Source organism: Streptomyces sp. SID12488 (assembly GCF_010548275.1).
In the GTDB taxonomy this organism is placed as follows: Bacteria; Actinomycetota; Actinomycetes; order Streptomycetales; family Streptomycetaceae; genus Streptomyces.
This window is the reverse complement of sequence record NZ_JAAGLT010000010.1, coordinates 210720-235959: the sequence shown is the minus strand read 5'-3', so window position 1 is coordinate 235959 and position 25240 is coordinate 210720. Positions and strand designations below refer to the sequence as shown.

Sequence of the window (25240 nt, the reverse complement as noted above, 5' to 3'; positions counted from 1 at the left end):
CGGAACTCGCCGGGCCCCCGCCCCCCGGCCGCCCCCACCTCCGACACGGCAACTACCGCCCCCGCCCCCACCGCTATCCAGCCCGTACGCCCCGCGAAGCCGGTGGCTCCCCGCCCGGTCGTACGCCCCGCAGAGGCCCCCGACGAAGTGGTGGGCCCGCCCTGCCCCTCCTGCGGCACGCCCAACCCGCCCGGCCGCCGGTTCTGCCGACGTTGCGCGACCGCGCTGAATCCCGCCGCGAAGCCCGAACCGCTGCCGTGGTGGCGGACCGTGTGGCCGTTCCGCCGTCGGGTGAGGGCGAGTTCGGGCAGGGCGGTACGGCTTCTGGTGATCCTGGCCGTAGTGGTGGCACTGTGCGCCGGCGCTCTCCTGCTGCTCCCCGCCGGACGCGCCCTGTTCGAGGACACCCGGGACAAACTGGGCAAGCCCAAGCCCGTGACCCCGGTGGGCATCAGGGCGAGCGCCGAGGTCCCCGGGCACCCGGCGAAGAACACCACGGACGGACTGAGCAACAGCTACTGGGGCGCGCCCGCGCCCGGCGCCTCGGTGACCTACACCTTCGGCAAGCCGTTCCGGATGGTCGACATCGTCATCACCAACGGCCCGTCCGCGAACCCGGAGGACTACCGCGGTCAGGCACGCGCACTCCAGGTGGACATGGAGGTGACGATGTCGGACGGCGAGAAGCAGAACAAACGGCTCACCCTCAGCGACAAACCGGGCTTCCAGCCGAACCCCACCGGGATCAGCGACGTGAAGACGGTACGCCTGACCCTGCGCTCACCCGTCGGCCTGACCTCGGGACGTCAACTGGCCGTCGGGGAGGTGGAGTTCTTCCAGCGGGGCTGACCGGGCACCAACCGCGAACGGCTCTACGGCTCATGGCTCGACGGCTCTGCGAGCCAGCCCCGGAACGAGCGAACTGCCCACCCGGAACGCCGGCACGCACACCATCCGCACCGGCGGACGATTCGGCTCCTGCCTGTTCCTGCCTGTTCCTGCCCATCGTGCCCTGACCGGCTGACCGGCTGACCGGCTGACCGGCTGACCGGCTGACCGGCTGACCGGCTGACCGGCTGACCGTCCGCGTGAACTGAGACCGCATGTGTAGGCCCTTCGTGTCGGGGGCCCTCACATGCGTTCCGTCGTGGGCGTTCGCACACGAGGCGAGTCGGAGGATCCGCTCGTGATGTGATCGTCGCCACAGAGACGACAAGTGCCGAGCGGACAGGGCTGGTTGTGGAACTTTCCCTGCGTGACCGGATCCGCGCCGGCGATCCGGAAGCCTTCGCCGAACTGTTCGGCGCGCATGCCCGGGCCGTCTACGGTCATGCCGCCCGCCTGTCGGCAGACCGGGGCACCGCGGAGGAAGTGGTGTCCCTGACCTTCCTGGAAGCCTGGCGGCTCAGGGAGAAGCTGAGACCCGACGACGCGGCCCCGGACGAAGACGCCGACGTGCCCGACGGCGACGGACTGCGCCCCTGGTTGTACGGCATCGCCACCAACGTTCTGCGCAACACACGCCGCGCCACCCGCCGGCACAGCGCCGCGCTCGCCCGGCTCCCCGACCGCCCGGCGGACCGTGACACCCTGCCCGACTTCGCCGACGACGTCGTCGGGCGCATGGAAAAGGCCGAGCGGCTCGCTGCCGCGCGTACCGCGCTCGGCAGGCTGCGCAGAGCCGAGCGTGAAGTGTTCGCACTGTGCGTCTGGTCGGGGCTGAGCTACGCGGCGGCAGGCGAGGCCCTCGGCGTGCCGGCGAGCACCGTACGGTCGCGGCTCGCCCGGGCGAGGCAGCGTCTACGGACGTTGTCGGAGGCGGAGTTGGCCCGGCGCACGCCCGCCGGGCAGCCGGCCAGGTATCCGGGGAAGCCAAGTGCCGCCGCGATAACCGGTGTTCAACCTCAGCAGGAAAAGTCGGGACTCGGCCCGCGCACCGGACAGGTACCGGGTGGCCGTCCCGAAACGGCCCGGTCGACTCAGGAGAAGCACCGATGAACCCCGAAGAGCGCGAGGAACTGGCCAGGCTGCTGCCGAGCCCGGGTGAGCCGGTCCTGACAAGCGACCGCCACGACCTGCTGAAGGACCTTCTGATGAGAGAACTCACCGAACGAGCCCCGGAACTCCCGAAACTCCCGGACATCGCGACGGCACCCGGCCGGCGAGCGCGCGCCCCCCGTCGCCGGTTCGCTGTCGTCGCCGTACCCCTCGCCACGGCCGCGGCGATCGTCGCCGCGGTCCTTTCCGGCACCGTCGGATCCAGGACCGCCACGACCGACGCGGACGCGGTCGACCTCCTCAATCGCATCGCCGAGGTCGCCGCCACGAAGAAGTCCGTGCCCGTCAGAGACGACCAGTACGTCTATGTCCGCACTCAGGGCTCCATGAAGTTCTCGGAGAAGGACATCCGGATCCTGCGCGAAGCGAGTTGGACCGCCGTCGACGGCAAGCGCGCGGGACTGCGCCGTATCACGGTGCTGGTGGGTCCGCCGTTCCGGCACCGGGACCCGCTCTCCTCGTACTCGAAGGGCACTCACGACATGAAGCTGAGCCCTGACCCGAACGTCACCACGTTCCGTGAGCTTCAGGCGCTGCCCACCGACCCCGATTCGCTGCTGGAGAAGATCTACGCCGGCACGAAGGGGGAGGGGCGGACCACCAGGGAGAGCGCGGCGCTGGAGAAGATCGGCGACATGCTGCCCGACGCCATGCTCCTGCCCGAACTGGACGCCGCGCTCTACCGCGCGGCGGCGAAGATCCCGGGCGTCTCGGTCGTCACCGATGCCAAGGACTACAGCGGCCGATCCGGCATCGGCCTGAGTTTCAAGGAGCGCGAGGGCCGCACGGTCTGGGTCTTCGACAAGAAGTCCCTCGACTTCCTGGGCTCGGCGGACGAGGCGCTACTGGATGTCGGGGTCGCGGACAAGACAGGCGAGACGCCGGCCGCATGATTCCCTGGTTTGTGCAACTGGGGAATTCAGTGACGGGCAGTAGTCCGGTAAATGTCACAGCAGAGCAACAGGCTCAACTGGGGCGGGCTGAAAGGATTTGACGGGGGTACTCGGCCCTGTGTGGCACCGATGGGTGCCGCTCCCTGAGGGAAGGAAAAGCTCATGTACATAGGTCTGGGTACCGTCGTCGTCATCATTGTCATCGTCGCTGTCGTCCTGATGCTGCGCCGCCGCTGAACCGTGCCACTCGTGCCGCATGAGCAGCCATGACCTCGAAAACGGGAATCAACATGGCTGTGTTGATTCTCTCACCTCGCCTATCCTCTCCTCACCTCTCCGCATCCTGATTTTGGTCGGCGCCGGATTCGCCCTTCACATTGGGCGTCGTGCCTACGGATGTGCAGGCAGAAAAACAAGTTGTGTGGGACGGGAAACAGTGGGCACTCGACCTACCGAGGGACGCCCACTGAGATATCGGACGGGCTTCCTCGGAATTCACGTACGGCAAGGGGAGGTTTTCGTATGACGGACAACATGTGGGGTTACCAGGCCGAGACGGGCCACCAGACGGGCACGGACCTGACTGGATTCAAGGTCGAGGCGAGCGACGGCTCGATCGGCAAGGTCGACAAGCACTCCGAGGACGTCGGGGCCGCGTACATCGTCGTCGACACCGGAGTGTGGATCTTCGGCAAGCAGGTTCTGCTTCCTGCCGGTGTCATCTCGTCCATTGATGTCGCGGAGCAGACGATCCATGTCAGCCGTACCAAGGACGAGATCAAGAACTCCCCCGAGTTCGACAAGGACAAGCACGTCGGTGACCCCGGCTACCACGAGCAGGTCGGCGGCTACTACGGAGACCGCCGAGCCTGAGCTCGACCGTCACTCCACAGCACACGAGGGCGGGTACCGGCGTTCTGCCGGTACCCGCCCTTCGCCGTGCCCGCCAGGCCCACCGGTGGCGTCCACGTCTACGGCGCCGAGGTCCGAATCATCGCCGACCGTCGGGGTACCCGCGCCTGACGCCCACCCTGCGCGAGGAAGCGAAAGCTCTGGTCGGGCCGTGTGCGGCCCCGTGTGCGGCCCCGTGTCGGGAGACACAGGAGAAGGAGGCCGACCTGCGGCTCACGGCGAAGCGGTGACGGGACGAAAGACCGTCCTCTCACGATCCCTGCCTACGAGGAGATGAGCGCCATGGTGCAGATCGGGTACACGATGATGACCGAGCAGGCGGGCCCGCGGGAGCTCGTGGGCCATGTGGTCGGCGCCGAACGCGCCGGGTTCGATTTCTCGGTCACGTCCGACCACTACTTCCCCTGGCTGGAGTCCCAGGGTCACGCCCCCTACGCGTGGAGCGTGCTGGGTGCCGCCGCGCAGGCCACCGAACGCATTCCCCTGATGACGTACGTGACGTGCCCGACGACCCGCTACCACCCGGCGGTCGTCGCCCAGAAGGCCGCCACCCTGCAGCTCCTCTCCCAGGGGCGCTTCCGCCTGGGTCTCGGCTCCGGGGAGAATCTCAACGAGCACGTGGTGGGCGGCGGTTGGCCCGCCGCGCACGTCCGCCTGGAGAGGCTGGAGGAGGCCGTGGAGATCATCCGGTCGCTGTTCGCCGGGGAGAACGTCAACCACCACGGCGTCCACTTCGACGTGGAGAACGCCAGGTTGTGGGACCTGCCCGACGCGCCGCCGCCGATCGGTGTCGCCGTCTCGGGAGACCGCTCGTGCCAACTCGCCGGTCACCTGGCCGACTTGCTGATCGCCACCGAACCCCGGTCGGAACTGATCTCCGCGTTCGACCGGCACGGCGGCGCGGGCAAGCCCAAGGTCGGCCAGCTGCCCATCTGTTACGACACCGACCGCGACGCGGCGATCACCCGCGCCCACGACCAGTTCCGCTGGTTCGGCGGCGGCTGGCCGGTCAACTCCGAACTTCCCGGGCCCGCCGCGTTCGAGGGCGCCACCCAGTTCGTGCGGCCCGAGGACGTGGCCGGGTCCATTCCCTGCGGCGACGACGTGGACGCGGTCGTCGAGGCCGTACGCCCGTACGTCGACGCGGGGTTCACCGAGGTCGCCCTCGTCCAGATCGGCGGCGAGCATCAGGAGCCGTACCTGGAATGGGCCGAGCGGAAGCTGCTGCCCGCCCTGCGTGAACTGTGAGAGGACGAGGACAACCGTCATGACCACGAACCGCGCTGCGATCTTCGACGTCGACGGAACACTCGTCGACACCAATCACCTGCATGTCGTCACCTGGTGGGAGGCGCTCCGGCAGGCCGGCCACCATGTCCCCATGCGGGAGATCCACCGCGCCGTCGGCCTCAGCGGCGGCGACCTGCTGGACCACCTGCTCGGCGACGACCGCGCGACCGGCGACGACGAACAGGTCGTCGCGGCCCACCACGCCCTCTACGCCACGTACTTCGAGCGGCTGCCGGCGCTGGACGCGGCGGGCGACCTGCTGCGCACGCTGGCCGGACGGGGCTGGAAGATCGTCCTGGCGACCTCGGCGAGCGGCGCGGAACTCTCCGCGCTGCGACGTGCCATCGGCGCGGACGAGGTAATCCTCGGGGCGGCCAGCGCAGACGACGTCGACCAGGGCAAACCCGCCCCCGACCCTGTCCGGCAGGCCAGGGAGCTCGCCGGTGTGCCCAGTGAACGGGCCGTGTTCGTCGGCGACACCGTCTGGGACATGGAGGCCGCCCTACGGGACGGGGTGACGCCCCTCGCGGTACTGTCCGGCGGAATCCCACGCGCGGACCTGGAGGGCGCCGGCGCCCAGGCGGTGTACCGGGACCCTGCCGACCTCCTCGGCAGCCTCGAAGCCAGCGCCTTCGCCGACCGGGAGTGACCGGGAGTTCACCGGGTTTCTGTCGCCGACGACCCTGAAACGCCGGGCAGTTCAGATGTCGCGCTTCTCCAACGGCCGTACGGCGGAGCCCTGGAGGATGTGTCCGCCCCGTCCGCGCCGCGCTCCAGCGCCCTGACCGTGGCCGCTGGGCTTCTCGCGGCGGCTGTCGTGGCCGTCCTCGGAAACGTGGTGGTCGCGGTGCTCGCCCACGCGGCGGGGGCATCGGACGACTTCGATCCGCTGCACCTCTCCGCGTACGCGCCGCTGACGGTGTTCGGCGTCGTCCTCGGTGCCATGGGCTGGGCGGTCGTCCGTCGCGTCGCCAAGAACCCGGCGGGGTTGCTGCGGTGGCTGGTGCCCGTGCCCGTGCCCGTGCCCGTGTCGTTCGTGCCCGACCTGTCCCTGCTCGGTGGCGGCACGCCCGGCAGTGGGCCGCTGGCCGTCGCCGCGCTGATGGTGATGGTGATGGTGATGCACGTTGTGGTGGCGGCCGTGGCCGTCGCCGCCTGTCGGCGCGTCCTGCCGCTGCCTGTCCGCTGACGCCCCCGGCGGGCGCGACCTGCGGGGTTCAGTTGCTGCGGGCGGTGTCCCGGGGTCCGGTACGACAGAGCTCGGGGACGACCGCGCTCCGGGACACCGCTGTTCGCGCGCAGGAACGGCCGCGCACTTCTTCTGTCTGCGTGACAGTCGCCCATCCCATCCATTGCGTGGATAGCCCGGATACGGGATTCGGATCGCGCCGGGGATGGCACCGGCGCCTCGGCGCCCCCATAGTCGTCGCTACCGCACGCCGCTGTCCGGATACCGCCGACGTGCGAACTCCCCAGCATGCCGTGCGTCGTCGGCGCCCGTGAGGCATGCCCGCTCCCTTACACCGTCCCCTGGAGTCGCCATGCCCGGTTCCGTGCCCCCGCCGCCTCCCGCCGCGGTCGATGCCCCCGCTCCGTCGGCCGTCGCCGTATCGGGCTCGGCCCATCTGCTGCGGGTGACCCTGCTGATGGCGGGCAGCTGTCTGCCGATCCTGGGGGCGGTGCTGATCGCCCCGGTGCTGCCGAGGATGCAGGACCACTTCGCGTCGGTCCCGGGGGCCAAGGCGCTGGTGCCCCTCGCGCTGACCGTTCCGGCGCTGGCACTGGCGCTGCTGGCTCCGTTCGCCGGTGTGATCGTGGACCGGGTGGGCCGCAAGCGCCTGCTGGTCGTGGCGACCGTCCTGTACGCGCTGTTCGGCATGGCACCGCTGTGGCTGGACTCGCTGGGCGGGATCATCGCCAGCCGCGCCCTGGTCGGGGTCGCCGAGGCGGCGATCATGACCTGCTGCACGACGCTGATCGGCGACTACTACTCCGGTCGGCAGCGGGTGAAGTACCTCGCCCTGCAGACCATGTGTGCCTCGGCGTCGGCCACCGTCTTCTTCGTGGTCGGCGGCGCCGCCGGATCGGCGGGCTGGCGTGTGCCGTTCTGGGTGTACGCCGTGAGCCTGGTGCTCGCCCCGCTGATGGCCACCGTGCTGCCCGACCCGGCGGCTCGCGCGGCCCGCGAGGTCGGCGCGGCCGGTGACGAGGCCCTGGCCGAGTCGGAGGCCCACCGTTCGTTCCCCTGGCGGCAGTTGGCGGGCATCTGCGCCCTCACCTTCTTCGGGGCGATGGTCTTCTACACCGTCCCGGTGGAGATGGCGTACCTGCTCGACGACCTCGGGGTGGAGAACCCCGGCGTGATCGGTCTGGCGACCGCGATCGCCAGTGCCTCCACCGTGGGCGGAGCGATCACCTTCGCCCGGCTCAAGCGTTCTCCCGACCCGATGCTGCCCGCCGTTCTCGCGGTCTGCGCGGTCGGCTTCGGCGTGATGTTCCTCGCGGACAGCACACCGCTGCTGGTCATCGGGGCGGTGGTCAACTGTGTGGGCACCGGCATGCTGCTGCCGGCTCTCCTGACCAGTGCGATGTCCCGGCTGTCGTTCGAGGACCGCGGGCGTGGGACGGGGTTGTGGACGGCGGCCTTCTTCGGCGGTGAGTTCGTCTGCCCGCTGGTGCTGCTCGCCGGGGAGTCGGCGGTCGGCAGTCTCGCCGGTGCGGTGGGCCTGCTGGGGCTGGCTGCCGCCCTCGTCGCGGCGGGGCTGTGGGCGGCCCGCCGCCGCGTGGGCGCAGTCGATCCCCGGCCGCTGCCGGAGCAGTTGGCCTGACGGCCGGTCCAGAGACTGAATGCTCCACTGTGAGTGCCACGATCGCCGTCACTCGCCTGCGGCGCCATCGTGGCCGGTCGCGCAGTTCCCCGCGCCCCTTACGGGGCGCTCAGGCCCCCGCCAAGCCGTTGCCCGACAGCGTCGCGCCCACCTCCGCGGCCTTCTGTCGCAGCCAGATGTGGCCCGCGTCCTGAGCGTGCACCGGGTGCCACCACATCGCCTCCCGCACCGGTACCGCCTCGAAGGGGCAGGGCAGGACGCGCACCGCGGCGGAGCGAACCGCCTTGCGCGCCAGGCGCTCCTGGATCATCGCGATCCGGCGGGTGCCCTCGACCATGTAGGGCAGCAGCTGGAAGGTCTGCACGGACACCTCCACCTGGGGGCTGATCCCTATCATGCTGAGCTGGCGGGCGGCCGGGGCGTCGTAAGGGCGCTGGTAGACGGCCCAGGGCAGACGCCCCAGTTGGTCCAGGGTGAGTTCGTCACCGACCTCGGGGTGATCATCGGCGACCAGGAACAGCCAGCGGTCCTGGTGGAGGTCGACGGCGGGGAAGCCGTCGATGACGCCGTGCGGCATCAGCAGTCCGTCGACGGTGCTCAGCACTGCCGCGGTGTTATCCACGACGGAGGGTGCCGGGTGCTGGAAGGTGAGCCGGATGCCGGGCGCGTCCTCGTGCAGGGTGCGGGCGAGTGCGGCACCGAACACGGCCGCGCCGTAGTCGGAGGCGAGCAGGGTGAACTCGCGGGTCTCCGCGGCCGGGTCGAAGTCGGCCTGGCTGGCGAAGACCCGCTCCAGCAGGTCGCACGCGGTGGCGCTGCGGTCGCGCAGGGCGGCGCCGAGCGGAGTCAGCTCGTAGGCGTTGCCGGTCCGGGCGAGCAGTTCGTCGTCGAAATGGCGGCGCAGCCGGGACAGCGCGGCGCTCATGGCGGGCTGGCTGAGGCCGATGCGCTCGCCGGCCCGGGTGACGTTGCGCTCCTCCAGCAGCGCGCGCAGGGCGAGGACCAGATTGAGGTCGAGGCGGGACAGGTTCACCGGGCAACCACCTAGCAGCGAGAGTCATCCATGGCATGGATTTGGCACATCCACAGGATTAATTTCCGTGATTGGCCGATCGGGGCCAGAGTAGACCGCAACCCAGCAGGAGGAAATCTGATGGCAATGCTCGCGCAACCTGCCGGCCCGTTCGTGCTCGGCACGTTCTCCGCCCAGGACGGGGAGCCGTTTCCCGGCCTCCTGGCCAAGGAACGGGTACTCGATCTGCGCAGCGCCCTGGACTGGGCGCCGTCGGATCTGCGCGCCGTGGTGGAGCGGTGGGAGGAGACCCTCCCCCTCCTGCACGCCCTGGCGGACGACCTGCGCGCACGGGCAGACGACGACGCCCTCGGCCGGCGTCCGCTGGAGGGCCTGCGGGTGCACGCGCCCGTCGAGCCGCGGCAGATCTTCCAGTCCGGCGCCAACTACCGGCAGCACGTGATCGACCTGGAGGTCGCCCACCGCTCTCCCGACGACCCGCGTACGGTCGAGGAGGCACGCGCGGAGATCGCCGCGGTCATGGACCGCCGGGCGGCCGAGGACCTGCCGTACGTCTTCATCGGACTGCCGAGCGCGATCACGGGCCCCTACGACGACGTCACGCTGCCCGCCTGGGCCGAAAAGCCGGACTGGGAACTGGAGTTGGCGGCTGTCATCGCGAAGGCCGCCTACCGGGTGACCGTCGACGAGGCCTTGGAGTACGTCGCCGGATACACCATCGCCAACGACCTCACCGACCGCGCCACCGTGTTCCGCCGGGACATGAAGGCCATCGGCACCGACTGGCTGCGCAGCAAGAACGCTCCCGGTTTCACACCGCTCGGCCCGTGGCTCGTACCGGCCGAGTCGATCGCCGACACCGGTGACCTGCGGGTCACGCTCAGGCTGAACGGCGAGACCATGCAGGACGAGTCCACCAAGGACATGCTCTTCGGGGTCGCACGGTTGGTGTCGTACGCCTCGCAGACAGCTCAACTTCTGCCCGGCGACCTGGTGTTGACCGGCAGTCCGGCCGGCAACGGCATCCACTGGGGACGCCTGCTGCGCGACGGCGACGTCATGGAGGGCTCCATCACAGGTCTGGGCGTGCAGCGCACCCGCTGTGTCGCGGAGGGAACGGCGTGAGAAGGAACGGCGTGAGAGGGAACAGAGTGAGAGGGAACGGCATGAGCCTGGACCGCCGCGACCCGGAGGGCGCGATCGCCGACGCCGCCAAGGCGTACTCCAACTGGGGGCGTTGGGGCGAGGACGACGTGCTCGGCACCCTGAACCTCCTCGACGAGGCCAAGCGTCGTGAGGCAGCGGCCCTGGTCCGGCGCGGCGTCAGTTTCTCGCTCTCGCAGTCCTTCGACATGAACGGCCCGCAGAAGGGCTGGCGCCGGCGCACCAACCCGGTGCACACCATGCTCGACACCGGCACCGACGCCGCCCTCGGCAACCAGGGCTTCCCGCACGGCATCGGCGGCGCCGACGACGTGATCGCCATGCCGCTGCAGTGCTCGACCCAGTGGGACGGGCTCGGCCACATCTTCGACCACGGCAAGGCATGGAACGGCCGGGACTCCGAGAAGGTCGTCACCTCTGACGGCGACCTCGTCACCGGCATCGAGCACATGGCGCCGTACGTCGCCGGCCGCGGCGTGTTGCTCGACGTGGGCCAAGTGGTCGGCGACCAGGGCGAGTTGCCCGACGGGTTCGCCATCACCGAGGCGCATCTCACCGCGACCGCCGAGGCCCATGGGGTGACCGTCGGCCGCGGCGACATCGTCCTCGTCCGCACCGGACATCTCGCCCGCGCCCGGCGGGACGGCTGGGGCGACTACGCGGGCGGCCCCGCGCCCGGCCTGTCGTTCACCACCGCAGGGTGGCTGCACGGCAGCGACATCGCCGCGATCGCCACCGACACCTGGGGTTTCGAGGTCCGCCCCAACGAGTTCGACAACGCCTTCCAGCCGCTGCACCAGGTCGTCATCCCCAACATGGGTCTGCTGATCGGCGAGATGTGGGACCTCGACGCGCTGGCCGCGGACTGTGCGGCGGACGGCGTGTACGAGTTCTGGCTCACCGCCGCTCCCCTCCCCATCACCGGAGCCGTCGGCTCCCCGGTCAACCCGATCGCCGTCAAATAACCGGCTAACCCGCTAACCCACTGACCCGCACGACTGCCGGATGCGCCGTTCCCCGGACAGCGGCGGCGCATCCGGCCCGCACCCCCGGCCCACTCCCTCATCCCCCCTCATCCCCACCCCCGTCCCCACCTCTGGCCCGTGCTCCCAGCGGGCGAGCCGAAGTCCCCGCCGCCCGAAGTCGCGCGGCCCAACCCCGGGAGGAATCCCCGACATGGCTGACAGCCGCACTCTCCCCCAGCCTCCGCCCGGGGGCACACCCACCGTCCTGGTCATCGGCGGGGGCGCCTCGGGCAACGCCGTCACCGTCCTGTTGCGCCGGGCCGGCATCGTGGTCGACCTGATCGAGGCCAGGCCCGACTGGAACGCCACCACCGGCTCCGGCATCACCCTCCAGGGCAACGCACTGCGGGTTCTGCGCGAACTGGGCGTGTGGGAACAGGTGGAAGCCTCGGGATACGCCTTCGGCTCGCTGGGCGTGACGGCGCCCGACGGCACCGTCCTGTTCGTCGCCGAGGACATCCGGACCGGCGGGGAGGACCTGCCCGCCACCCTCGGCATGCAGCGGCCCCAGCTGCAGCGGCTCCTCATCGACACGGTCCGCGCCTCCGGTGCCGACGTCCGCCTCGGCACCACCGCCGAGTCACTGGAGCAGGACGCCGACGGTGTCTCGGTGCGCTTCAGCGACGGCAGCGAGCGCCGCTACGACCTGGTGATCGCCGCCGACGGTCTCCACTCCGCCACCCGCGCCGAGATCGGCATCACGGACAAACCCGAGCCGACCGGCATGGCCATCTGGCGCATCGCCGCCCCGCGGCCCGAGAGCGTGACACGCACCGACCTCGCCTACGGCGGCCCCGTCTACATCGCCGGCTACTGCCCGACCAGCGAGAACACCATCTACGCGTACCTCGTCGAAGGGTGCCGCGACCGCGCCTCCATCGACCCGGCCACCTACGCCGACGAGATGCGCCGCCTGGCGCAGGGCTACGGCGGGGTCTGGCCGGAGATCTCCGAGCACATCACCGACCCGAAGAAGGCCAACTACACCCGGTTCGACCACCTGCTGGTCGAGGACTCCTGGCACCGGGGCCGGGTCGTGCTCATCGGCGACGCCGCCCACTGCTGCCCGCCCACCCTGGCCCAGGGCGCGGCGATGTCCCTGGAGGACGCCCTCGTCCTCGCTGAGCTGCTCACCAGCGGACTGGACTGGGACGGCGAGCTGCTCCAGGCCTACTACGACCGCCGCATCTCCCGGGTGCGGACCGTCGTCGCGGCGTCCATGCAGATCGGCCAGTGGCAGCTGGACGGCGTGCGCGACGCCGACATGCCCGGGCTGGTCGGCCGCACCATGAACCTCCTCAAGGAGCGCCCGTGACCGCCACCCCATCCGCCGCGCCGACCATCGACGTCCACGCCCACCTCGTGCTCCCGGAGATCGAGGAGGCCGTCGCCGGCCATCCCGGTCTCGCCGAGGCCCTCGCCCTCGACGCCCGCCGCAACGGCCCGGCGGCTCTGACCGTGAACGGTCCGATGGTCGGCGCGCGCATCCCGAAGCTGACGGACGTCGCGGTGCGCCTGGCGGCCATGGACGCGCAGGGGGTGGACGTCCAACTGGTCAGCCCCTCGCCGTCCCACTACCACTACTGGGCCGAGCCCCAACTGGCCGAGAAGGTCTGCCGGTTGGCCAACGAGGGCACGGCCGCACACTGTGCGAAGGCTCCCGACCGGCTGTACGGCCTGGGCCTGGTGCCGCTCCAGCATCCCGACCTCGCGGTCGACCTGCTCGGCCACGCCCTGGACCAGGGACTGAGGGGTGTGGAGATCTCCTCGCACGCGCCCGGCCGGGAGCTGTCGGATCCGGCGTACGAACCCTTCTGGTCCTGTGCGGAGGAGGCGGGCGCTCTCCTCTTCCTGCACCCGTTCGGCTGCACCCTCGACCATCGCCTGGACCAGTGGTACCTGTCCAACACCGTCGGCCAGCCCACCGAGAACGCGGTCGCCCTCTCCCACCTGATCTTCTCCGGCGTCCTGGACCGCCATCCGGACCTGAAGCTGATCGCGGCGCACGGCGGCGGCTACCTGCCCACCCACATCGGCCGCTCCGACCACGCCTGGCGGGTCCGCCCCGACGCCCGAGGCTGCGAGCGGGAGCCGAGCAGCTATCTGGAGCAGCTGTACTTCGACTCCCTCGTCCACGGCCCGCACGTACTACGGGAGTTGATCGGGGCCGTCGGCGCCGGCCGGGTCCTGCTCGGCTCCGACTTCCCCTTCGACATGGGCACGGACGACCCGCTCGGCGCACTGCGCGCCGCCGACCTGCCCGACCACGACTTCCACTCCGTCCGCGGCGGAAACGCCGCCGCCCTGCTCAACCTCGTCCGGGAAGGTTCCCCCCATGAGTAACCGACTGCTCACCCACCTCCGGCACGTCGACCTCGCCGTACCCGACTACGACAAACAGCTCGACTTCTACGCCGGCGTCTGGGGCCTGACCAAGGTCGCCGAGGACTCCGGCATCTCCTTCCTCGCCGCCGAAGGCAGCCCCGAGCAGTACGTCGTACGGCTGCGCAAGGCCGACGAGAAGCGCCTCGACCTCGTCTCCTACGGCGCCGCGAGCCCGGCCGACGTCGACACGCTCGCCGAACAACTCCTCGCCGGTGGCGTGCAGTTGGTCACCCAGCCGGGCAAGGTGGAAACGCCCGGCGGCGGTTACGGCTTCCGCTTCTTCGACGTCGACGGCCGCACCATCGAGGTCCTGGCCGACGTCGAGGTCCGACAGCACCGCAGGATCGAGGAGAAGGAGTCGATCCCGGTCAAACTGAGCCACGTCGTCCTCAACTCGCCGGATCTGGACAGGACCAAGGAGTGGTACGAGGAGCACCTCGGCTTCCGGCTGTCCGACACGCTCGGCCATCCGCACATCGGCGACGTCATGCACTTCATGCGGATCAGTAACCAGCACCACTCCATGGCCATCGCCAAGGGCCCGCACACCTCGCTGCACCACATCTCCTTCGAGATGCGCGGGATCGACGAGTACATGCGCGGCTCCGGCCGGGTGATGCGCTCCGGCGCCCGCAAGATCTGGGGTCCGGGCCGGCACATGGCGGGCGACAACACCTTCACCTACTTCCTCGACCCGCACGGCAACACCGTCGAGTACACGACGGAGTTGGAGCTGCTGGACGAGGACACCTGGCACCCGCACGTCTACGACTTCTCGAACCCCGAGGTCACCGACCAGTGGGGCACCGCCAACCCCATGAACGAACTGGTCACCAAGGAGTCCTTCAACGACGTCGACCGCGGCGTGTTCGTCGCCCCGCCGGTCTGACCGGCGAAGCCCCGAGTCCCCGAGGGCGCGGTGGCCCTGTCACCGTCCTGACTCCCACCCCGCGCCCCGGCCTTCGTGCCCACCCGCACGCCGACAGCCGACAGCTGACATCCGACAGGAAACCGCCATGCGTTTCGCCACGTACGAGTACCGCAGCCGACGCCAGGTGGCTGTCGTCGAAGAGGACGGCACGCTCCACGCCCTGCCCGGCGTCAGCTCACTGACCGGCCTCCTCGCCGAGGGAGGCGGCCTGCCCGAGCTGCTCGACGCGGGCTCCGCGGTCCTCGACGTCCCGGCCGGTCCCCATGTCTCCGAGGTACGGCTGTTGCCGCCGCTCCAGCCGCCCACCGTGCGGGACTTCGTCACCTTCGAGGAACACGTCGAGGGTGTACGACGGTCCGTGGACGGGGCCGCCGGGGTACCGGAGCGGTGGTACGCGGCCCCGACGTTCTACTTCGGCAACCCCTACGCGATGTACGGCCCGCACGACGACATCCCCGTGCCCCCGGGCTCGCAGGTCCTCGACTTCGAACTCGAAGTCGCCGCCGTCATCGGCCGCGAGGGCCGCGACCTCACCCCCGAGCAGGCCCGCGACCACATCGTGGGCTACACCGTCTTCAACGACTGGTCGGCTCGCGACCTCCAGTCCGCCGAGATGAAGGTCGGCCTCGGCCCCTGCAAGGGCAAGGACACCGCCACCACACTCGGCCCGTACCTCGTCACTGCCGACGAGCTGGAGAAGTACCGCGACCCGGACGGCTTCCTGCGGCTCGGCCTCACCGCCTCGGTGAACGGCGAGGTCGTCGGCAAGGACCTGCTGTCCAACATGAGTTGGACCTTCGAGGAGATGACCGCCTACGCCTCACGCGGCACCGTCGTCCGCCCCGGCGACGTCCTCGGCTCCGGGACCTGCGGCAACGGCGGCTGCCTCGCCGAGCTGTGGGGTGTACGGGGTGAGCAGTCCCCGCCTCCCCTGAAGCCCGGCGACACGGTCACCCTCACGGTCGAGGGCATCGGCTCGGTCTCCAACACCGTGGTGGCCGGCGCGGAGCCCGTGACCGTTCCGGTCGCCCGCCGCCGCACCAGGGAACGGCCGTGAGCGGCCTCCGTCCCCAACGTCTCCTCGGCAGGGTCGTGGTCGTCACGGGTGCGGCCCGCGGCCAGGGCGCCGCGGAGGCCGAGGCGCTGATCCGCGAGGGCGCCCAGGTGATCGCCGCCGACGTCGCGGAGTCACCCGGCTGCCGCCGTCTCGACGTCACGAGCGAGCAGGACTGGGCCGAACTCGCCGCCGAGCTACGGGAGTCGTACGGCCAGGTGCACGGCCTGGTCAACAACGCGGGCGTCACCTGGCGGGTCCGGATCGGCGACGTACGCCCCGAGGACATGGCCCGGGTCCACGCGGTCAACGTCACGGGTCCACTGCTGGGCATCCAACATCTCACCCCGCTGATGCCGCCCGGCTCCTCGATCGTGAACGTCGGCTCGACCGCCGCGCTCACCGGCCACTACCCGGTCGCCTACACGGCCAGTAAGTGGGCGCTGCGCGGCCTGTCGCGGACCGCCGCCATGGAACTGGGGCCCGCCGGCATCCGCGTGAACACCATCCACCCCGGCTTCATCGAGACGGAGATGACCGCCTCCGCGGCGCCCGCGTTCCGCGAGGCGAACATCCGCGAGACACCGCTCGGCCGCACCGGAACCGTCGACGAGATCACCCCGCTCGTCGCCTTCCTCCTCTCCGACGAGGCGTCCTTCATCACGGGGGCCGAGATCCCGGTCGACGGCGGCCTCACCGCGCACGGCGGCGCCAAGTCCATCTCGGACGCCCTGCGCGCGGACGCCTGAACCGACGACCACGCACGACAGCCACAAAAGACACGACAGCCACGACCGACACCACAGAAAGGCCCTGCCTCCCATGGACAAGGTCTGTGCGAGCGCCGCCGAGGCGGTCGCCGACATCCCCGACGGCGCGTCGCTGGCCGTCGGCGGCTTCGGCCTCAGTGGCATCCCCGGCGTGCTCATCCAGGCACTCCATGCCCAGGGCACCACCGGCCTGGAGGTCGTGTCGAACAACTGCGGTGTGGACGGGCGGGGTCTGGGGGTGCTGTTGTCGGCCGGCCGCATCGCACGCGTGACGGGCAGTTACGTGGGCGAGAACAAGGAGTTCGCTCGCCAGTACCTGTCGGGCGAGCTGGAGGTGGAGCTGGTGCCGCAGGGCACGCTGGCCGAACGGTTGCGCGCCGGGGGAGCGGGCATCCCCGCCTTCTACACCCCGGCAGGGGTGGGCACCCAGGTGGCCAAGGGAGGGCTGCCTTGGCGCTACCGGCCCGACGGCACGGTCGCCCTGGCTTCCCCGCCCAAGGAAACGCGCGACTTCGCGGGCCGCGCGTACGTCCTGGAGCACGGCATCACCACCGACTTCGCCCTCGTACGGGCCTGGCGCGGCGACCGCCACGGAAATCTGGTCTTCCGTAAGTCGGCCGCCAACTTCAACCCGCTAGCGGCGACGGCCGGGCGGATCACCGTCGCCGAAGTCGAACAGCTTGTGGAACCGGGGGAGTTGAGCCCGGACGAAGTCCACCTGCCGGGCATCTTCGTCCAGCGCGTGGTGGAACTGACGGCCGCTCAGGCCACCGACAAGCAGATCGAGCACCTTTCCCTTTCCACGTCTTCGACACGAGGGACCGTACGCGCATGAGCTCCACCCTCGGAACGCGGCTGGGCTGGACCCGGGACCAGATGGCCGCCCGCGCCGCCGCCGAACTCACCGACGGCTCCTACGTCAACCTCGGCATCGGCCTGCCCACCCTCATCCCCGGCCACCTCCCGCCGGGCGTGCACGTGGTGCTCCACTCCGAGAACGGCATCCTGGGCACGGGCCCGTACCCGACCGAGGCCGAGGTCGACCCCGACCTGATCAACGCGGGCAAGGAGACCGTCACGGTGCTGCCCGGGGCCTCCTTCTTCGACTCGGCCCTGTCCTTCGGGATGATCCGGGGCGGCCACATCGACACCGCCGTGCTCGGTGCCATGCAGGTGTCGGAGAGGGGCGACCTGGCCAACTGGATGATCCCCGGCAAGATGGTCAAGGGCATGGGTGGCGCGATGGACCTCGTCCACGGCGCCCGCCGGGTCATCGTCCTGATGGAACACACCGCCAAGGACGGCAGCCCGAAGATCCTCAGGGAGTGCGCCCTCCCGCTCACCGGCGAACGGTGCGTCCACCGCGTCATCACCGACCTCGGCGTCCTCGACGTCACACCCGAGGGACTCGCTCTCGTGGAATGCGCGCCAGGCGTCACCGCCGAGGACATCGCCGCCCGCACGGACGCACCTCTGATCCGGAGGTCATGAACCCTGGACGTGTCGGGCGGGCCGGGACCACGATCCCGGCCCGCCCGACGTTCTGCTCAGCGTGCGAGGTCGAACGTGGCGGCGCTGGGCACGAACGTCGTGTCCCCGTCCTTGGCCGTCGCCAGTGCCGAGACGTACCAGGTGCCCTTGGCCAGTTCGGCCGCCTCCTGCTTCGTGACCTTCAGCGTGTAGGTGCAGCGGGTGGTCTCGCCCGAGGTGCTCCCGCACTTGGCGCTCTCCGCCGAGCGAAGCTCCGCCTCGGTCGGGTTGAGCTTCGAACTCGCGGGCCAGGCAAGGACCTTGAGGCTTCGGATGCCCGAGTCGTCGCTCACGTCCACGGTGTAGGTGAGCGAGCCCGCGCTGCTGTCGGTCGGAGCCGTGTAGCGAGCCGTGCCGCGATCCAGGGTCGGCTCCGTGGGGCCTGCGGCCAGGGCGAGACCACCGGCGGCCACTCCGCCGAGGACGACGACGCCGATGAGGGACGAGAAGAGAATGCGCTTGGACATGGGAGATCCCCCTGAATTGGTTGGAAGGTTGGGCCGGATACGCGGAAGAGCGCGGAAGAGCATGGAAGAACAGCTGGCAGAACCGCTGGTGGAGCCACTGATGGAGCCGGTCTTGGAAGCGGTCGTACAAGCCGTAGAAACCGTAGAAGCGGTGGCCGACCGCGTTCTCGATGTGTTCGAGCCTAGGGCCGGGGGCATGGCGCCGTCCTCACGCCGCAGGACGAGTGGCGCCTCGAACCACAGGTAGAGACTCTGCAACCCAGGTAAGAGGCCGGAATCCGCCTCCAGCCGGAGTCGGGCCGCTCACCTGCGGCCATAGCCTTGATCCGCCATGAATCGAACCGACGACCGGCTGCTCCCGGTCCTGCTGATCTGCGCCCAGGCCGTGGTGTGGCCCGGGGCGCCGCTGGCGCGCGGGACCGTCCCTCCCGTGTCCGCCCTTCTCGTGGCGACCCTCGTCGCCGGAGTGGTGACGGCCGCGCTCGCCCTGCGCCGTACCCGCCCGGTGGCCACCCTCGTCGTGGTCGCCGCCGCCTGCGCGCTGGGTGCCGGACCGCTGCCCGCCGGGGCGATGGCGGTGCTCGGGACCGCGGGTGTCGCGCTGGCCCTGTTCACCGTGGCGACCGAACGCGACGCCTTCACCGCCGTGCTGTGTGTGGTGGCACTTGCCGTCTGGCAGCTCCTGCAGGAAATCAGCCTGCACGGGCTCAGCGACCGCGACGGGCTCGACCTCGTCCTGACCGCTCTGCTGTACGCCGCCGTGTGCGGCGCCGGCCTGCGCGTACGGCGAATCCGTCGCGCACGGCGAGCCGCCGAACAACTCCTGAAACGGGCCGAGTTCGAGCGCCACCGGCTCCCGGCGGTCGAACGGCGCCGTATGGAAAGGGAGTTGCACGACATCAGCGCCCACCACCTGACGGCCGTGGTGGTCACGGCGGGAGCGGCCCTCGGGTTGCGCGACCGCCGACCCGAACTGGCCGAGGAGGCGCTGGAGTTCGCGGTCGAGACCGGCCGCGAGGTCACCCGCGCGCTCGGCGCGGTACGAGCGCCGGCGCCCTCCCGCGGGGATGTGCCGTCACCGGAGGAACGGCTGCTGGACCTGGTCGCCGGGTTCCGGCGCCTGAACCAGCGGGTGGACTGCGAGATAGACCCCCTGCCGGACGGCACCGTCGCGGAGGCGGCGTACGGCATCGTGCGCGAGGCGCTGACCAACGTCGCACGGTATGCCCCAGGCGCGCATACGAGGGTGCTGTGCCGGTACGGCGACACCCGCACCGACGTCGCGGTCACGAGCACGCCTCCGCCGGCCGGTGCGGTGGCGCACGCCATGGGACTCGGCGGTGGCCGCGGGCAGGGCTTCCTGCGCTCCCGGGCACGGGAGGCGGGCGGCACGGTGCACAGCGGCCCGACGGCGGAGGGCGGTTGGGAGGTACGGGCGGTACTGCCGGGCCGGACGGCCACGACGGTGGAGCCGTCGACTCCGAGGAGTTACCGCGTGGCGCAGATGGTGGCGGGGGCGGGCCTGGTTCTGCAGCCGCTGCTGCCCGTGCTGGTCATCCGGGCCGATGAGGCGTCGAGCACGACGCGGGTGTCCGCGGGTGTCTTCTTCGCCCTGCTGGCGGCGGGCCAGGCGGTGGCCCTGCTGTGGCTGCGGAGGGCTCCGCGGACGGCGTACGGGATGCTGCTGGGGCTGGCGCTGCTGTGGCCGGTGGCGATGGCGGTGGGAAACTACGGCGGTCCCGTCCTCCTCCCGCCCGCGCTGAGCCTGTTGGCCACGTGCGCGGCCCTCGCGATGGGGGTTGCCCATGAGCGGGGGAGCGACCGGTCCTCACCGGCCCGCGGCCACGTCACGACCCTTCTCCTCACGGTGCTGGTGCACGCCGCAGCCGCCACCATCGCGGTTCTGGACCGAGGTACGGCCGCTCCCGTCTGGGCGGTCGTCGCGGGAACGACGGTCGGCGCAACCCTCACAGGAACCGCGGCTCACCTGGCCGGACGCCTCCGCACCCGGCGCCGACAAGCCGACCGCCGCGCCCACGACGAACGCCTCGCCGCCTGGACCGAGGAGGCCGTCCGGGACGCCTGGACCGAGCGCCGCCGCATCGCCGCCGGTCTCGAAACCACGGTATTGGCCCGCGCCGCCGACATGGTCACCGAGGCGGAGGCAGGCCGACTCGACGCGACAGCGACCCGTGCCCGGGAGGCCCTGGCCGCGATGCGTACCCTGCTCGACACCGCCCGGGAGGGCGAGACAGAGGCCGAACTACGGCCGCAGCCCACCCTCCAGGCACTCGACCTGCTCGCCCACCAACTCCGGGCCACCGGCCGGGACATCGAGATACGGCTGACCGACCGCGTACCGGAACGACTGCCCACCGCCGTCGACCTGGCCGCCTACCGCGCCGCCGAGACGCTGCTCGCGGCCGGCGGCGAGGAGCCCACCATGCTCGAACTCGACGTGGACAACGGTACGTTGACGCTCACGGCCACCGGGGTGCCCCGCGCCGCCGCCTTGGCCGTACAGGAGCGGCTGACCACGCGGGTCGCGGCGCTCGGCGGCACCGTGACCACCGGCCCGAAGGGGACGGTCCGCCTCCGACTGCCACTCGCCGTCGCGCAGGACATCCCGGACAACGAGGAGAGACACCGATGAGCCTCAACGTGCTGGTCGTCGACGACCAGGGCATCGTACGGGCGGGGTTCGCGGCCGTGATCGACGCCGAGGACGACATGACTGTCGTCGGCGAGGCCGCCGACGGCGCCGCCGCGGTGCGGCTGGCCGAAGAACTGGCTCCCGACGTCGTCGTCATGGACGTACGCATGCCCGAACTGGACGGCATCGCCGCCACCCGCATCATCACCGGACGGGAGAACGCGCCCCGCGTCCTCGTCCTGACCACCTTCGACCTCGACGCGTACGTCTTCGACGCACTGCGCGCCGGCGCCTCGGGCTTCCTCCTCAAGGACGTACTCCCCTCCCAACTGCTGCAGGGCATCCGGGAGGTGGCGGCCGGCGAGAGCGTACTCGCCCCGTCCGCGACCCGCCGCCTCATCGGCCACTACGCGTCCGGACCACCCGCCGCGGTCCCGGTCGGGAGCTCCCCCGAACTGGACAGCCTGACCGGTAGCCAGCGGGGCGTCCTCGCCCTGGTCGCGGCCGGACTCACCAACACGGAGATCGCCGAGCAACTCGGCATCACCGTAGGCACCGTGAAGTCCCACGTGAACGCGCTGCTCCGCAAACTCGGCCTGCGCGACCGCGTACAGGCGACGATCCTCGCGTACGACCTCGGCCTCGCCCGCCCGAACCCGCCGGGCACCCACCTCTGACCACCGAGACGCAACAAGGAGTCCTTCCCCATGACCGGTACCGATTCTGATTCCGATTCCGGGCGATCCCTCCCACGGCGACTGCGCGACCACGTCGGCGTCGTCGGCCTCGCCTACCTCGGCGTCTGTTTAGTCCTGCTCGCGTGGGCACTGGTGGTGACCATCGGCGACAGCTCGGACGAGTCCATGGCCGGCGTCATCCCGCTCCTCGCCACCGCCCCCGCCAGCCTCGTGCTCCTCGCGCTGCCGGACAACATCGTCATGGCCATCATCGCCGTCACTCTCGGGGCAGCGGTCAACACCGCGATCATCGGCTGGTGCACCCGCGCACTGCGCCGCGGCGGTCACATGGACCAACCAGACAACGAACAAACCCCGGGCCACTGACGGGGGGTTTCACTCTGGAGCGGGTGACGAGAACCGAACTCGCACTCTTAGCTTGGGAAGCTGCGGGCATTTGGGGCTGCTTGTGGCGCTGACCTGGGCGAACGGCCAGGCGGCGACCGCGTCGGGCTCTGCCGCTTTCACCGTGGTTCCCCGCTCGCTCTGGTGCGGTTGTGGTGCAAAGGCAGACTGCGCGCCTGCGTCTGTCAGGAGCGGGCGTGGACGGTCCCCGTTCCGTACGGTGTGCTGCTGTCGGGGTGTTCGTGGGGCAGCGGGGCCCGCACAAACTGGTCGTGTCCCTCGCCGTGGTGTTGGGGGATCAACCAGTGTGCGTGTTCGGAGTGTTGGGCAGCGCCGGGGCGATTTCGGGGAGTTCGCGGTAGATCTCGCCCATGCTGCCTTCGGGGAGGTAGCGGCGGGGGAAGGCGATCCATTCGTCGTGCATCTCGAAGAGCACGGCGGTGACCAGCCCCGGGCAGACGACCGCGCACTCCCGGCCGCTGATCCCGTACACCACAACGAGGGACACCATCCGGCCGAACAGCTCGGGAAGGGAGGGGCGGAGGGGGTCCCGCGACGCGAGTTGCTCGGGTTGGACATGCCGAAGGCGGTAGAGCCGGCCGACTTCCGGGAGCGGGGCGGCGTGGAGATGTCCGTCGTCAGGGAGCGGGAAGGCCATGAAGTGGGCCGGGGTCAGGAGGCGCTTGTGCGGTCGCGGATCCGTCAGGCCGCGTCGGCGGGGGCGCGCGTCCCGCTCCTGGTCCACTGCCGGAGCTTCGCTATCCGCCCGAGCCAGTCCATGGCGGTGATCGTAGTGAGGGTTTGAGTTGCCGGGGCTGACCCGAGTCGCCGGAGACGTTCCCTGCTGGACGGCGGCTTGGTGAGATCGCCGTTCTTCGGGTTCTGAGGACCACGTGTCGCAGATGGTCACCCGTCGTGGCACATGAGGTCACCTCGCGAGCCGTGCCGACCGGGATGCTGGCCAACAGACCAGCACGACATCTCCACCCTGTTCAGGGCGGGCTGTGACAGGCCACTGAGCCGGTGTCCACGAGGAGGGACTACCGGCCGCATTTGATGGCGTGCTTGAACCGGTAGTGGCTGAGAAAACGGAGAATTGCCATGAGCAACGAGGAAGAACTGCCCAGCAACTGGGGCCGCTGGGGCGATGAGGACGAAAAGGGCACGCTCAACCTCATCACTGACGAGGTCCGTGCCCGCGCCGCCGCTGAAGTGCGTACAGGTCACTGGGCGTCACTCGCCAGGCCGATCGAGCCCGCGGCGATCATGAGCGGTCCTTTCGTGCCCTCGAGTATCAAAGAGTCGCCGGTGCAGCAGCTGGTGGTTCATCCGGTGAATCCGGGCGACACGACCTGCGCACATGTTGATGTCCTCTTCGTGACTAATCACCATCCGCGCTCCACGCACCTCGACTCGATCTCCCACATCTCCAACAACGGCATGGTCTATCCGGGGAGGCCGGCTGCCGAGGCCATCACCCCGGCAGGGGTCAAGTTCGGCTCCAGCACAGGGTTCAGTGCGGGAATCGTCACCCGCGGAGTCCTGCTGGACCTGGCAGTCGACGGGCCGCTCCCCGAGGGCTACGCGGTGACGGGTGAGGATCTGGAAGGCGCCGAGAAACGTCAGGGCGTTCACGTCGAGTCCGGCGACGCCCTTGTCGTGCGAATGGACTGGGAGTTCGGCCCCAACCCGGAGGTGTCGCAGCCGGGCATCAGCGTCGACGCCGTTCGCTGGATGCACCGGAGGGGGGTTTCGCTGTACGCGGGGGATGTGGGTGACGCGTTTCCGGCGCTCGACCCCGCACATCCCTCTCCGTTGCACTCCATAGGCATCGGGCGCATGGGAATGCCGCTGGTCGATGCTCCGAACGTCGAGGAACTGGTCGTCCTGTGCAGGGAGTTGGACCGCTACAGCTTCATGCTGACCGCGGCGCCTCCGCGCGTCTCGAACGCGACCGGGCTGCCCGTGAACCCCCTCGCGCTGTTCTAGCCGCTCCATGGGGCTCAGGCGGGGCCGGGGGCGAAAACGCGTCCCCGCCCCGAGCCGCTCACCGGGTGCTACCGGGTTCCTCGACGCCGGCGGGTCTGCCAGAACACCGGCAACCACCCTCACCGGTCGCTGAGCAGGACGATGCGCCGGCTTCCCCGCCCTCCCGGTGGCACCATGGACGTGTGCAATCGCCTGTACCACACAGCTTCTGGTCCACATCGGACGTGGCCACCGAGGACACCGGAAACTGGGCGGACGCCATTCGCGACGCCCTCGTGGCATGTTCGAGCCGGCCGGCGAAGGGTGAGGAGCCCTTCGCCGGCCGGCTCGAACATGCCGCCCTGGGCGGAATCGGGCTCTCCACGGTGGTGTCCGGGCCCCAGCAGGTGGCGCGTACGAGCCGGCTGATCGCCCGGGACCGCAGGGAGCTTCTCCTGGTCAACATCCAGACCGAAGGACAGTCCCTGGCCAGACAGGACGGGCGGTCGGCCACGCTGCTGCCGGGGACCATGACCTTCCTGGACAGCACCCGGCCCTTCATGCTGGAGTTCTCCGGGAGTTTCTCCCAGGTCGTCGTCCAGATCCCGCGGGCCCTGCTGCCCGGCCGATCGTTGGTCGGCGTGACGGCGCTGGAGCTGGACGATCACGGGCCCGGCCGGCTCGTCGCCGACTTCCTCCTCGGTCTCGGCCGGCAGCGGCGAAACGAGCCGGGGGTGGCTGCCGCACTGCTGCCGCACGCGGTGGGCCTGCTGGAGTCCGTCCTCGACCTGACCACACGCGACAGCGCAACGCAGACATCCGCCGAACTCACCAGCCAGCGGATCCACCGATTCGTCCGGCAGCACGCCCACGACCCCTCGCTGGACGCCACCGGCGTGGCGGCGGGCTGCGGCTGCTCGCGGCGGACCCTGTACCGTGCGCTCGCAGCCGACGGGCAGACGCTCACCACGCTGATCCGACGTCTACGCGTGGCGCGTGCCCAGCGCCTGCTGCGCGACCGGCCGACTCTGACCCTGACGGCGGTCGCCGTCCAGTCCGGCTTCGGCGGTGCGGCACAACTCCACCGGGCGTTCCAGTCGGTGGCGGGCATGACTCCGGGAACATATCGGGCAGCGGCCATGGACGGCGAGGCGTCCCCCACCGTGGTCGGCAGCGAAGTCCGCTGACCGGCCGACC

At 70.4% G+C, this 25240-nt stretch carries 25 protein-coding genes; 22 read left to right on the top strand and 3 right to left on the bottom strand.

The window, feature by feature from the left end; all coding sequences use genetic code 11:
• The first annotated feature begins 102 nt into the window (after positions 1 to 102).
• From G3I56_RS18520 to G3I56_RS18485, 8 genes are all read left to right on the top strand, one after another.
• Positions 103 to 849 carry a zinc-ribbon domain-containing protein gene (locus G3I56_RS18520; protein ID WP_164410177.1) on the top strand — a complete coding sequence of 249 codons (747 nt, stop codon included), beginning with the start codon at positions 103 to 105 and terminating at the stop codon, positions 847 to 849.
• Between the two features lie 390 nt (positions 850 to 1239).
• Complete coding sequence (locus G3I56_RS18515; RefSeq protein WP_164410293.1) at positions 1240 to 1998, top strand: RNA polymerase sigma factor; 759 nt, start codon at positions 1240 to 1242, stop codon at positions 1996 to 1998.
• Entirely contained in the window at positions 1995 to 2951 is a 957-nt protein-coding gene (locus G3I56_RS18510) for a CU044_5270 family protein (protein WP_164410175.1), read from the top strand. The genes G3I56_RS18515 and G3I56_RS18510 overlap by 4 nt, the downstream gene beginning before the upstream one ends.
• Positions 2952 to 3473: 522 nt before the next feature.
• Positions 3474 to 3824: a PRC-barrel domain containing protein gene (locus G3I56_RS18505; protein WP_164410173.1), complete on the top strand. Its 351-nt coding sequence runs from the start codon at positions 3474 to 3476 to the stop codon at positions 3822 to 3824.
• A 321-nt stretch (positions 3825 to 4145) separates the two neighbouring features.
• A complete protein-coding gene (locus G3I56_RS18500; RefSeq protein WP_164410171.1) occupies positions 4146 to 5111 on the top strand; it encodes an LLM class F420-dependent oxidoreductase in 966 nt (321 codons plus the stop codon).
• A gap of 19 nt (positions 5112 to 5130) precedes the next feature.
• Positions 5131 to 5802 carry an HAD family hydrolase gene (locus tag G3I56_RS18495; protein WP_164410169.1) on the top strand — a complete coding sequence of 224 codons (672 nt, stop codon included), beginning with the start codon at positions 5131 to 5133 and terminating at the stop codon, positions 5800 to 5802.
• Positions 5803 to 5901: 99 nt separating this feature from the next.
• Positions 5902 to 6342: a hypothetical protein gene (locus G3I56_RS18490; RefSeq protein WP_343239984.1), complete on the top strand. Its 441-nt coding sequence runs from the start codon at positions 5902 to 5904 to the stop codon at positions 6340 to 6342.
• Between the two features lie 352 nt (positions 6343 to 6694).
• Positions 6695 to 7981, top strand: coding sequence for an MFS transporter (locus tag G3I56_RS18485; RefSeq protein ID WP_164410167.1), 1287 nt, complete (start codon positions 6695 to 6697; stop codon positions 7979 to 7981).
• Positions 7982 to 8090: 109 nt separating this feature from the next.
• Here the strand turns inward: G3I56_RS18485 and G3I56_RS18480 are convergent, their stop codons facing one another.
• The gene (locus G3I56_RS18480) at positions 8091 to 9014 is read right to left on the bottom strand and encodes a LysR family transcriptional regulator (RefSeq protein ID WP_164410165.1); all 924 of its coding nucleotides are present in this window, start codon (positions 9012 to 9014) and stop codon (positions 8091 to 8093) included.
• Between the two features lie 120 nt (positions 9015 to 9134).
• On the opposite strand from G3I56_RS18480, the gene G3I56_RS18475 reads away from it, so the two are divergent.
• The 9 genes from G3I56_RS18475 to G3I56_RS18435 all read left to right on the top strand — a co-directional run bounded on the left by G3I56_RS18475 (position 9135) and on the right by G3I56_RS18435 (position 17834).
• Positions 9135 to 10139 (top strand): fumarylacetoacetate hydrolase family protein, encoded by a 1005-nt coding sequence (locus G3I56_RS18475; RefSeq protein ID WP_203690131.1) that lies wholly within the window; start codon positions 9135 to 9137, stop codon positions 10137 to 10139.
• A gap of 41 nt (positions 10140 to 10180) precedes the next feature.
• Complete coding sequence (locus tag G3I56_RS18470; RefSeq protein WP_164410163.1) at positions 10181 to 11143, top strand: cyclase family protein; 963 nt, start codon at positions 10181 to 10183, stop codon at positions 11141 to 11143.
• 211 nt (positions 11144 to 11354) lie between these two features.
• Complete coding sequence (locus G3I56_RS18465; RefSeq protein ID WP_164410161.1) at positions 11355 to 12518, top strand: FAD-dependent oxidoreductase; 1164 nt, start codon at positions 11355 to 11357, stop codon at positions 12516 to 12518.
• Positions 12515 to 13546, top strand: coding sequence for an amidohydrolase family protein (locus G3I56_RS18460; protein WP_164410159.1), 1032 nt, complete (start codon positions 12515 to 12517; stop codon positions 13544 to 13546). The genes G3I56_RS18465 and G3I56_RS18460 overlap by 4 nt, the downstream gene beginning before the upstream one ends.
• Positions 13539 to 14477, top strand: coding sequence for a VOC family protein (locus tag G3I56_RS18455; RefSeq protein ID WP_164410157.1), 939 nt, complete (start codon positions 13539 to 13541; stop codon positions 14475 to 14477). Before G3I56_RS18460 ends, G3I56_RS18455 begins: the two co-directional genes overlap by 8 nt.
• Positions 14478 to 14604: 127 nt before the next feature.
• Complete coding sequence (locus G3I56_RS18450; protein WP_164410155.1) at positions 14605 to 15576, top strand: fumarylacetoacetate hydrolase family protein; 972 nt, start codon at positions 14605 to 14607, stop codon at positions 15574 to 15576.
• Positions 15573 to 16322 carry an SDR family oxidoreductase gene (locus tag G3I56_RS18445; RefSeq protein ID WP_164410153.1) on the top strand — a complete coding sequence of 250 codons (750 nt, stop codon included), beginning with the start codon at positions 15573 to 15575 and terminating at the stop codon, positions 16320 to 16322. The genes G3I56_RS18450 and G3I56_RS18445 overlap by 4 nt, the downstream gene beginning before the upstream one ends.
• Before the next feature lie 73 nt (positions 16323 to 16395).
• Complete coding sequence (locus G3I56_RS18440; RefSeq protein ID WP_164410151.1) at positions 16396 to 17178, top strand: CoA transferase subunit A; 783 nt, start codon at positions 16396 to 16398, stop codon at positions 17176 to 17178.
• Positions 17179 to 17198: 20 nt separating this feature from the next.
• Positions 17199 to 17834 (top strand): CoA transferase subunit B, encoded by a 636-nt coding sequence (locus tag G3I56_RS18435; protein ID WP_164410285.1) that lies wholly within the window; start codon positions 17199 to 17201, stop codon positions 17832 to 17834.
• Between the two features lie 56 nt (positions 17835 to 17890).
• On the opposite strand, the gene G3I56_RS18430 is transcribed toward G3I56_RS18435, so the two are convergent.
• Entirely contained in the window at positions 17891 to 18340 is a 450-nt protein-coding gene (locus G3I56_RS18430) for a DUF5707 domain-containing protein (RefSeq protein ID WP_164410149.1), read from the bottom strand.
• Between the two features lie 331 nt (positions 18341 to 18671).
• Here G3I56_RS18430 and G3I56_RS44750 point away from each other — a divergent pair, with 331 nt between their 5' ends.
• Genes G3I56_RS44750 through G3I56_RS18415 form a run of 3 tightly spaced genes read left to right on the top strand, consistent with a single transcriptional unit; the run spans position 18672 to position 22057 of the window.
• Positions 18672 to 20993, top strand: coding sequence for a histidine kinase (locus tag G3I56_RS44750; protein WP_164410147.1), 2322 nt, complete (start codon positions 18672 to 18674; stop codon positions 20991 to 20993).
• A complete protein-coding gene (locus tag G3I56_RS18420; RefSeq protein WP_164410145.1) occupies positions 20990 to 21670 on the top strand; it encodes a response regulator transcription factor in 681 nt (226 codons plus the stop codon). Before G3I56_RS44750 ends, G3I56_RS18420 begins: the two co-directional genes overlap by 4 nt.
• Positions 21671 to 21700: 30 nt before the next feature.
• Complete coding sequence (locus G3I56_RS18415; RefSeq protein WP_164410143.1) at positions 21701 to 22057, top strand: hypothetical protein; 357 nt, start codon at positions 21701 to 21703, stop codon at positions 22055 to 22057.
• A 316-nt stretch (positions 22058 to 22373) separates the two neighbouring features.
• On the opposite strand, the gene G3I56_RS18410 is transcribed toward G3I56_RS18415, so the two are convergent.
• Positions 22374 to 22820 (bottom strand): hypothetical protein, encoded by a 447-nt coding sequence (locus G3I56_RS18410; protein WP_164409915.1) that lies wholly within the window; start codon positions 22818 to 22820, stop codon positions 22374 to 22376.
• Between the two features lie 356 nt (positions 22821 to 23176).
• Here G3I56_RS18410 and G3I56_RS18405 point away from each other — a divergent pair, with 356 nt between their 5' ends.
• Entirely contained in the window at positions 23177 to 24064 is an 888-nt protein-coding gene (locus G3I56_RS18405) for a cyclase family protein (RefSeq protein ID WP_164410140.1), read from the top strand.
• Between the two features lie 224 nt (positions 24065 to 24288).
• Positions 24289 to 25230: a helix-turn-helix domain-containing protein gene (locus tag G3I56_RS18400; protein ID WP_343239983.1), complete on the top strand. Its 942-nt coding sequence runs from the start codon at positions 24289 to 24291 to the stop codon at positions 25228 to 25230.
• Positions 25231 to 25240: the final 10 nt, after the last annotated feature.

Coding starts and splice junctions, on each gene's coding strand:
- G3I56_RS18510 (WP_164410175.1), top strand. CDS start 1,995: ATGAACCCCGAAGAGCGCGAGGAACTGGCCAGGCTGCTGCCGAGCCCG.
- G3I56_RS18505 (WP_164410173.1), top strand. CDS start 3,474: ATGACGGACAACATGTGGGGTTACCAGGCCGAGACGGGCCACCAGACG.
- G3I56_RS18500 (WP_164410171.1), top strand. CDS start 4,146: ATGGTGCAGATCGGGTACACGATGATGACCGAGCAGGCGGGCCCGCGG.
- G3I56_RS18495 (WP_164410169.1), top strand. CDS start 5,131: ATGACCACGAACCGCGCTGCGATCTTCGACGTCGACGGAACACTCGTC.
- G3I56_RS18485 (WP_164410167.1), top strand. CDS start 6,695: ATGCCCGGTTCCGTGCCCCCGCCGCCTCCCGCCGCGGTCGATGCCCCC.
- G3I56_RS18475 (WP_203690131.1), top strand. CDS start 9,135: ATGGCAATGCTCGCGCAACCTGCCGGCCCGTTCGTGCTCGGCACGTTC.
- G3I56_RS18470 (WP_164410163.1), top strand. CDS start 10,181: ATGAGCCTGGACCGCCGCGACCCGGAGGGCGCGATCGCCGACGCCGCC.
- G3I56_RS18465 (WP_164410161.1), top strand. CDS start 11,355: ATGGCTGACAGCCGCACTCTCCCCCAGCCTCCGCCCGGGGGCACACCC.
- G3I56_RS18455 (WP_164410157.1), top strand. CDS start 13,539: ATGAGTAACCGACTGCTCACCCACCTCCGGCACGTCGACCTCGCCGTA.
- G3I56_RS18450 (WP_164410155.1), top strand. CDS start 14,605: ATGCGTTTCGCCACGTACGAGTACCGCAGCCGACGCCAGGTGGCTGTC.
- G3I56_RS18440 (WP_164410151.1), top strand. CDS start 16,396: ATGGACAAGGTCTGTGCGAGCGCCGCCGAGGCGGTCGCCGACATCCCC.
- G3I56_RS18430 (WP_164410149.1), bottom strand. CDS start 18,340: ATGTCCAAGCGCATTCTCTTCTCGTCCCTCATCGGCGTCGTCGTCCTC.
- G3I56_RS44750 (WP_164410147.1), top strand. CDS start 18,672: ATGAATCGAACCGACGACCGGCTGCTCCCGGTCCTGCTGATCTGCGCC.
- G3I56_RS18420 (WP_164410145.1), top strand. CDS start 20,990: ATGAGCCTCAACGTGCTGGTCGTCGACGACCAGGGCATCGTACGGGCG.
- G3I56_RS18415 (WP_164410143.1), top strand. CDS start 21,701: ATGACCGGTACCGATTCTGATTCCGATTCCGGGCGATCCCTCCCACGG.
- G3I56_RS18405 (WP_164410140.1), top strand. CDS start 23,177: ATGAGCAACGAGGAAGAACTGCCCAGCAACTGGGGCCGCTGGGGCGAT.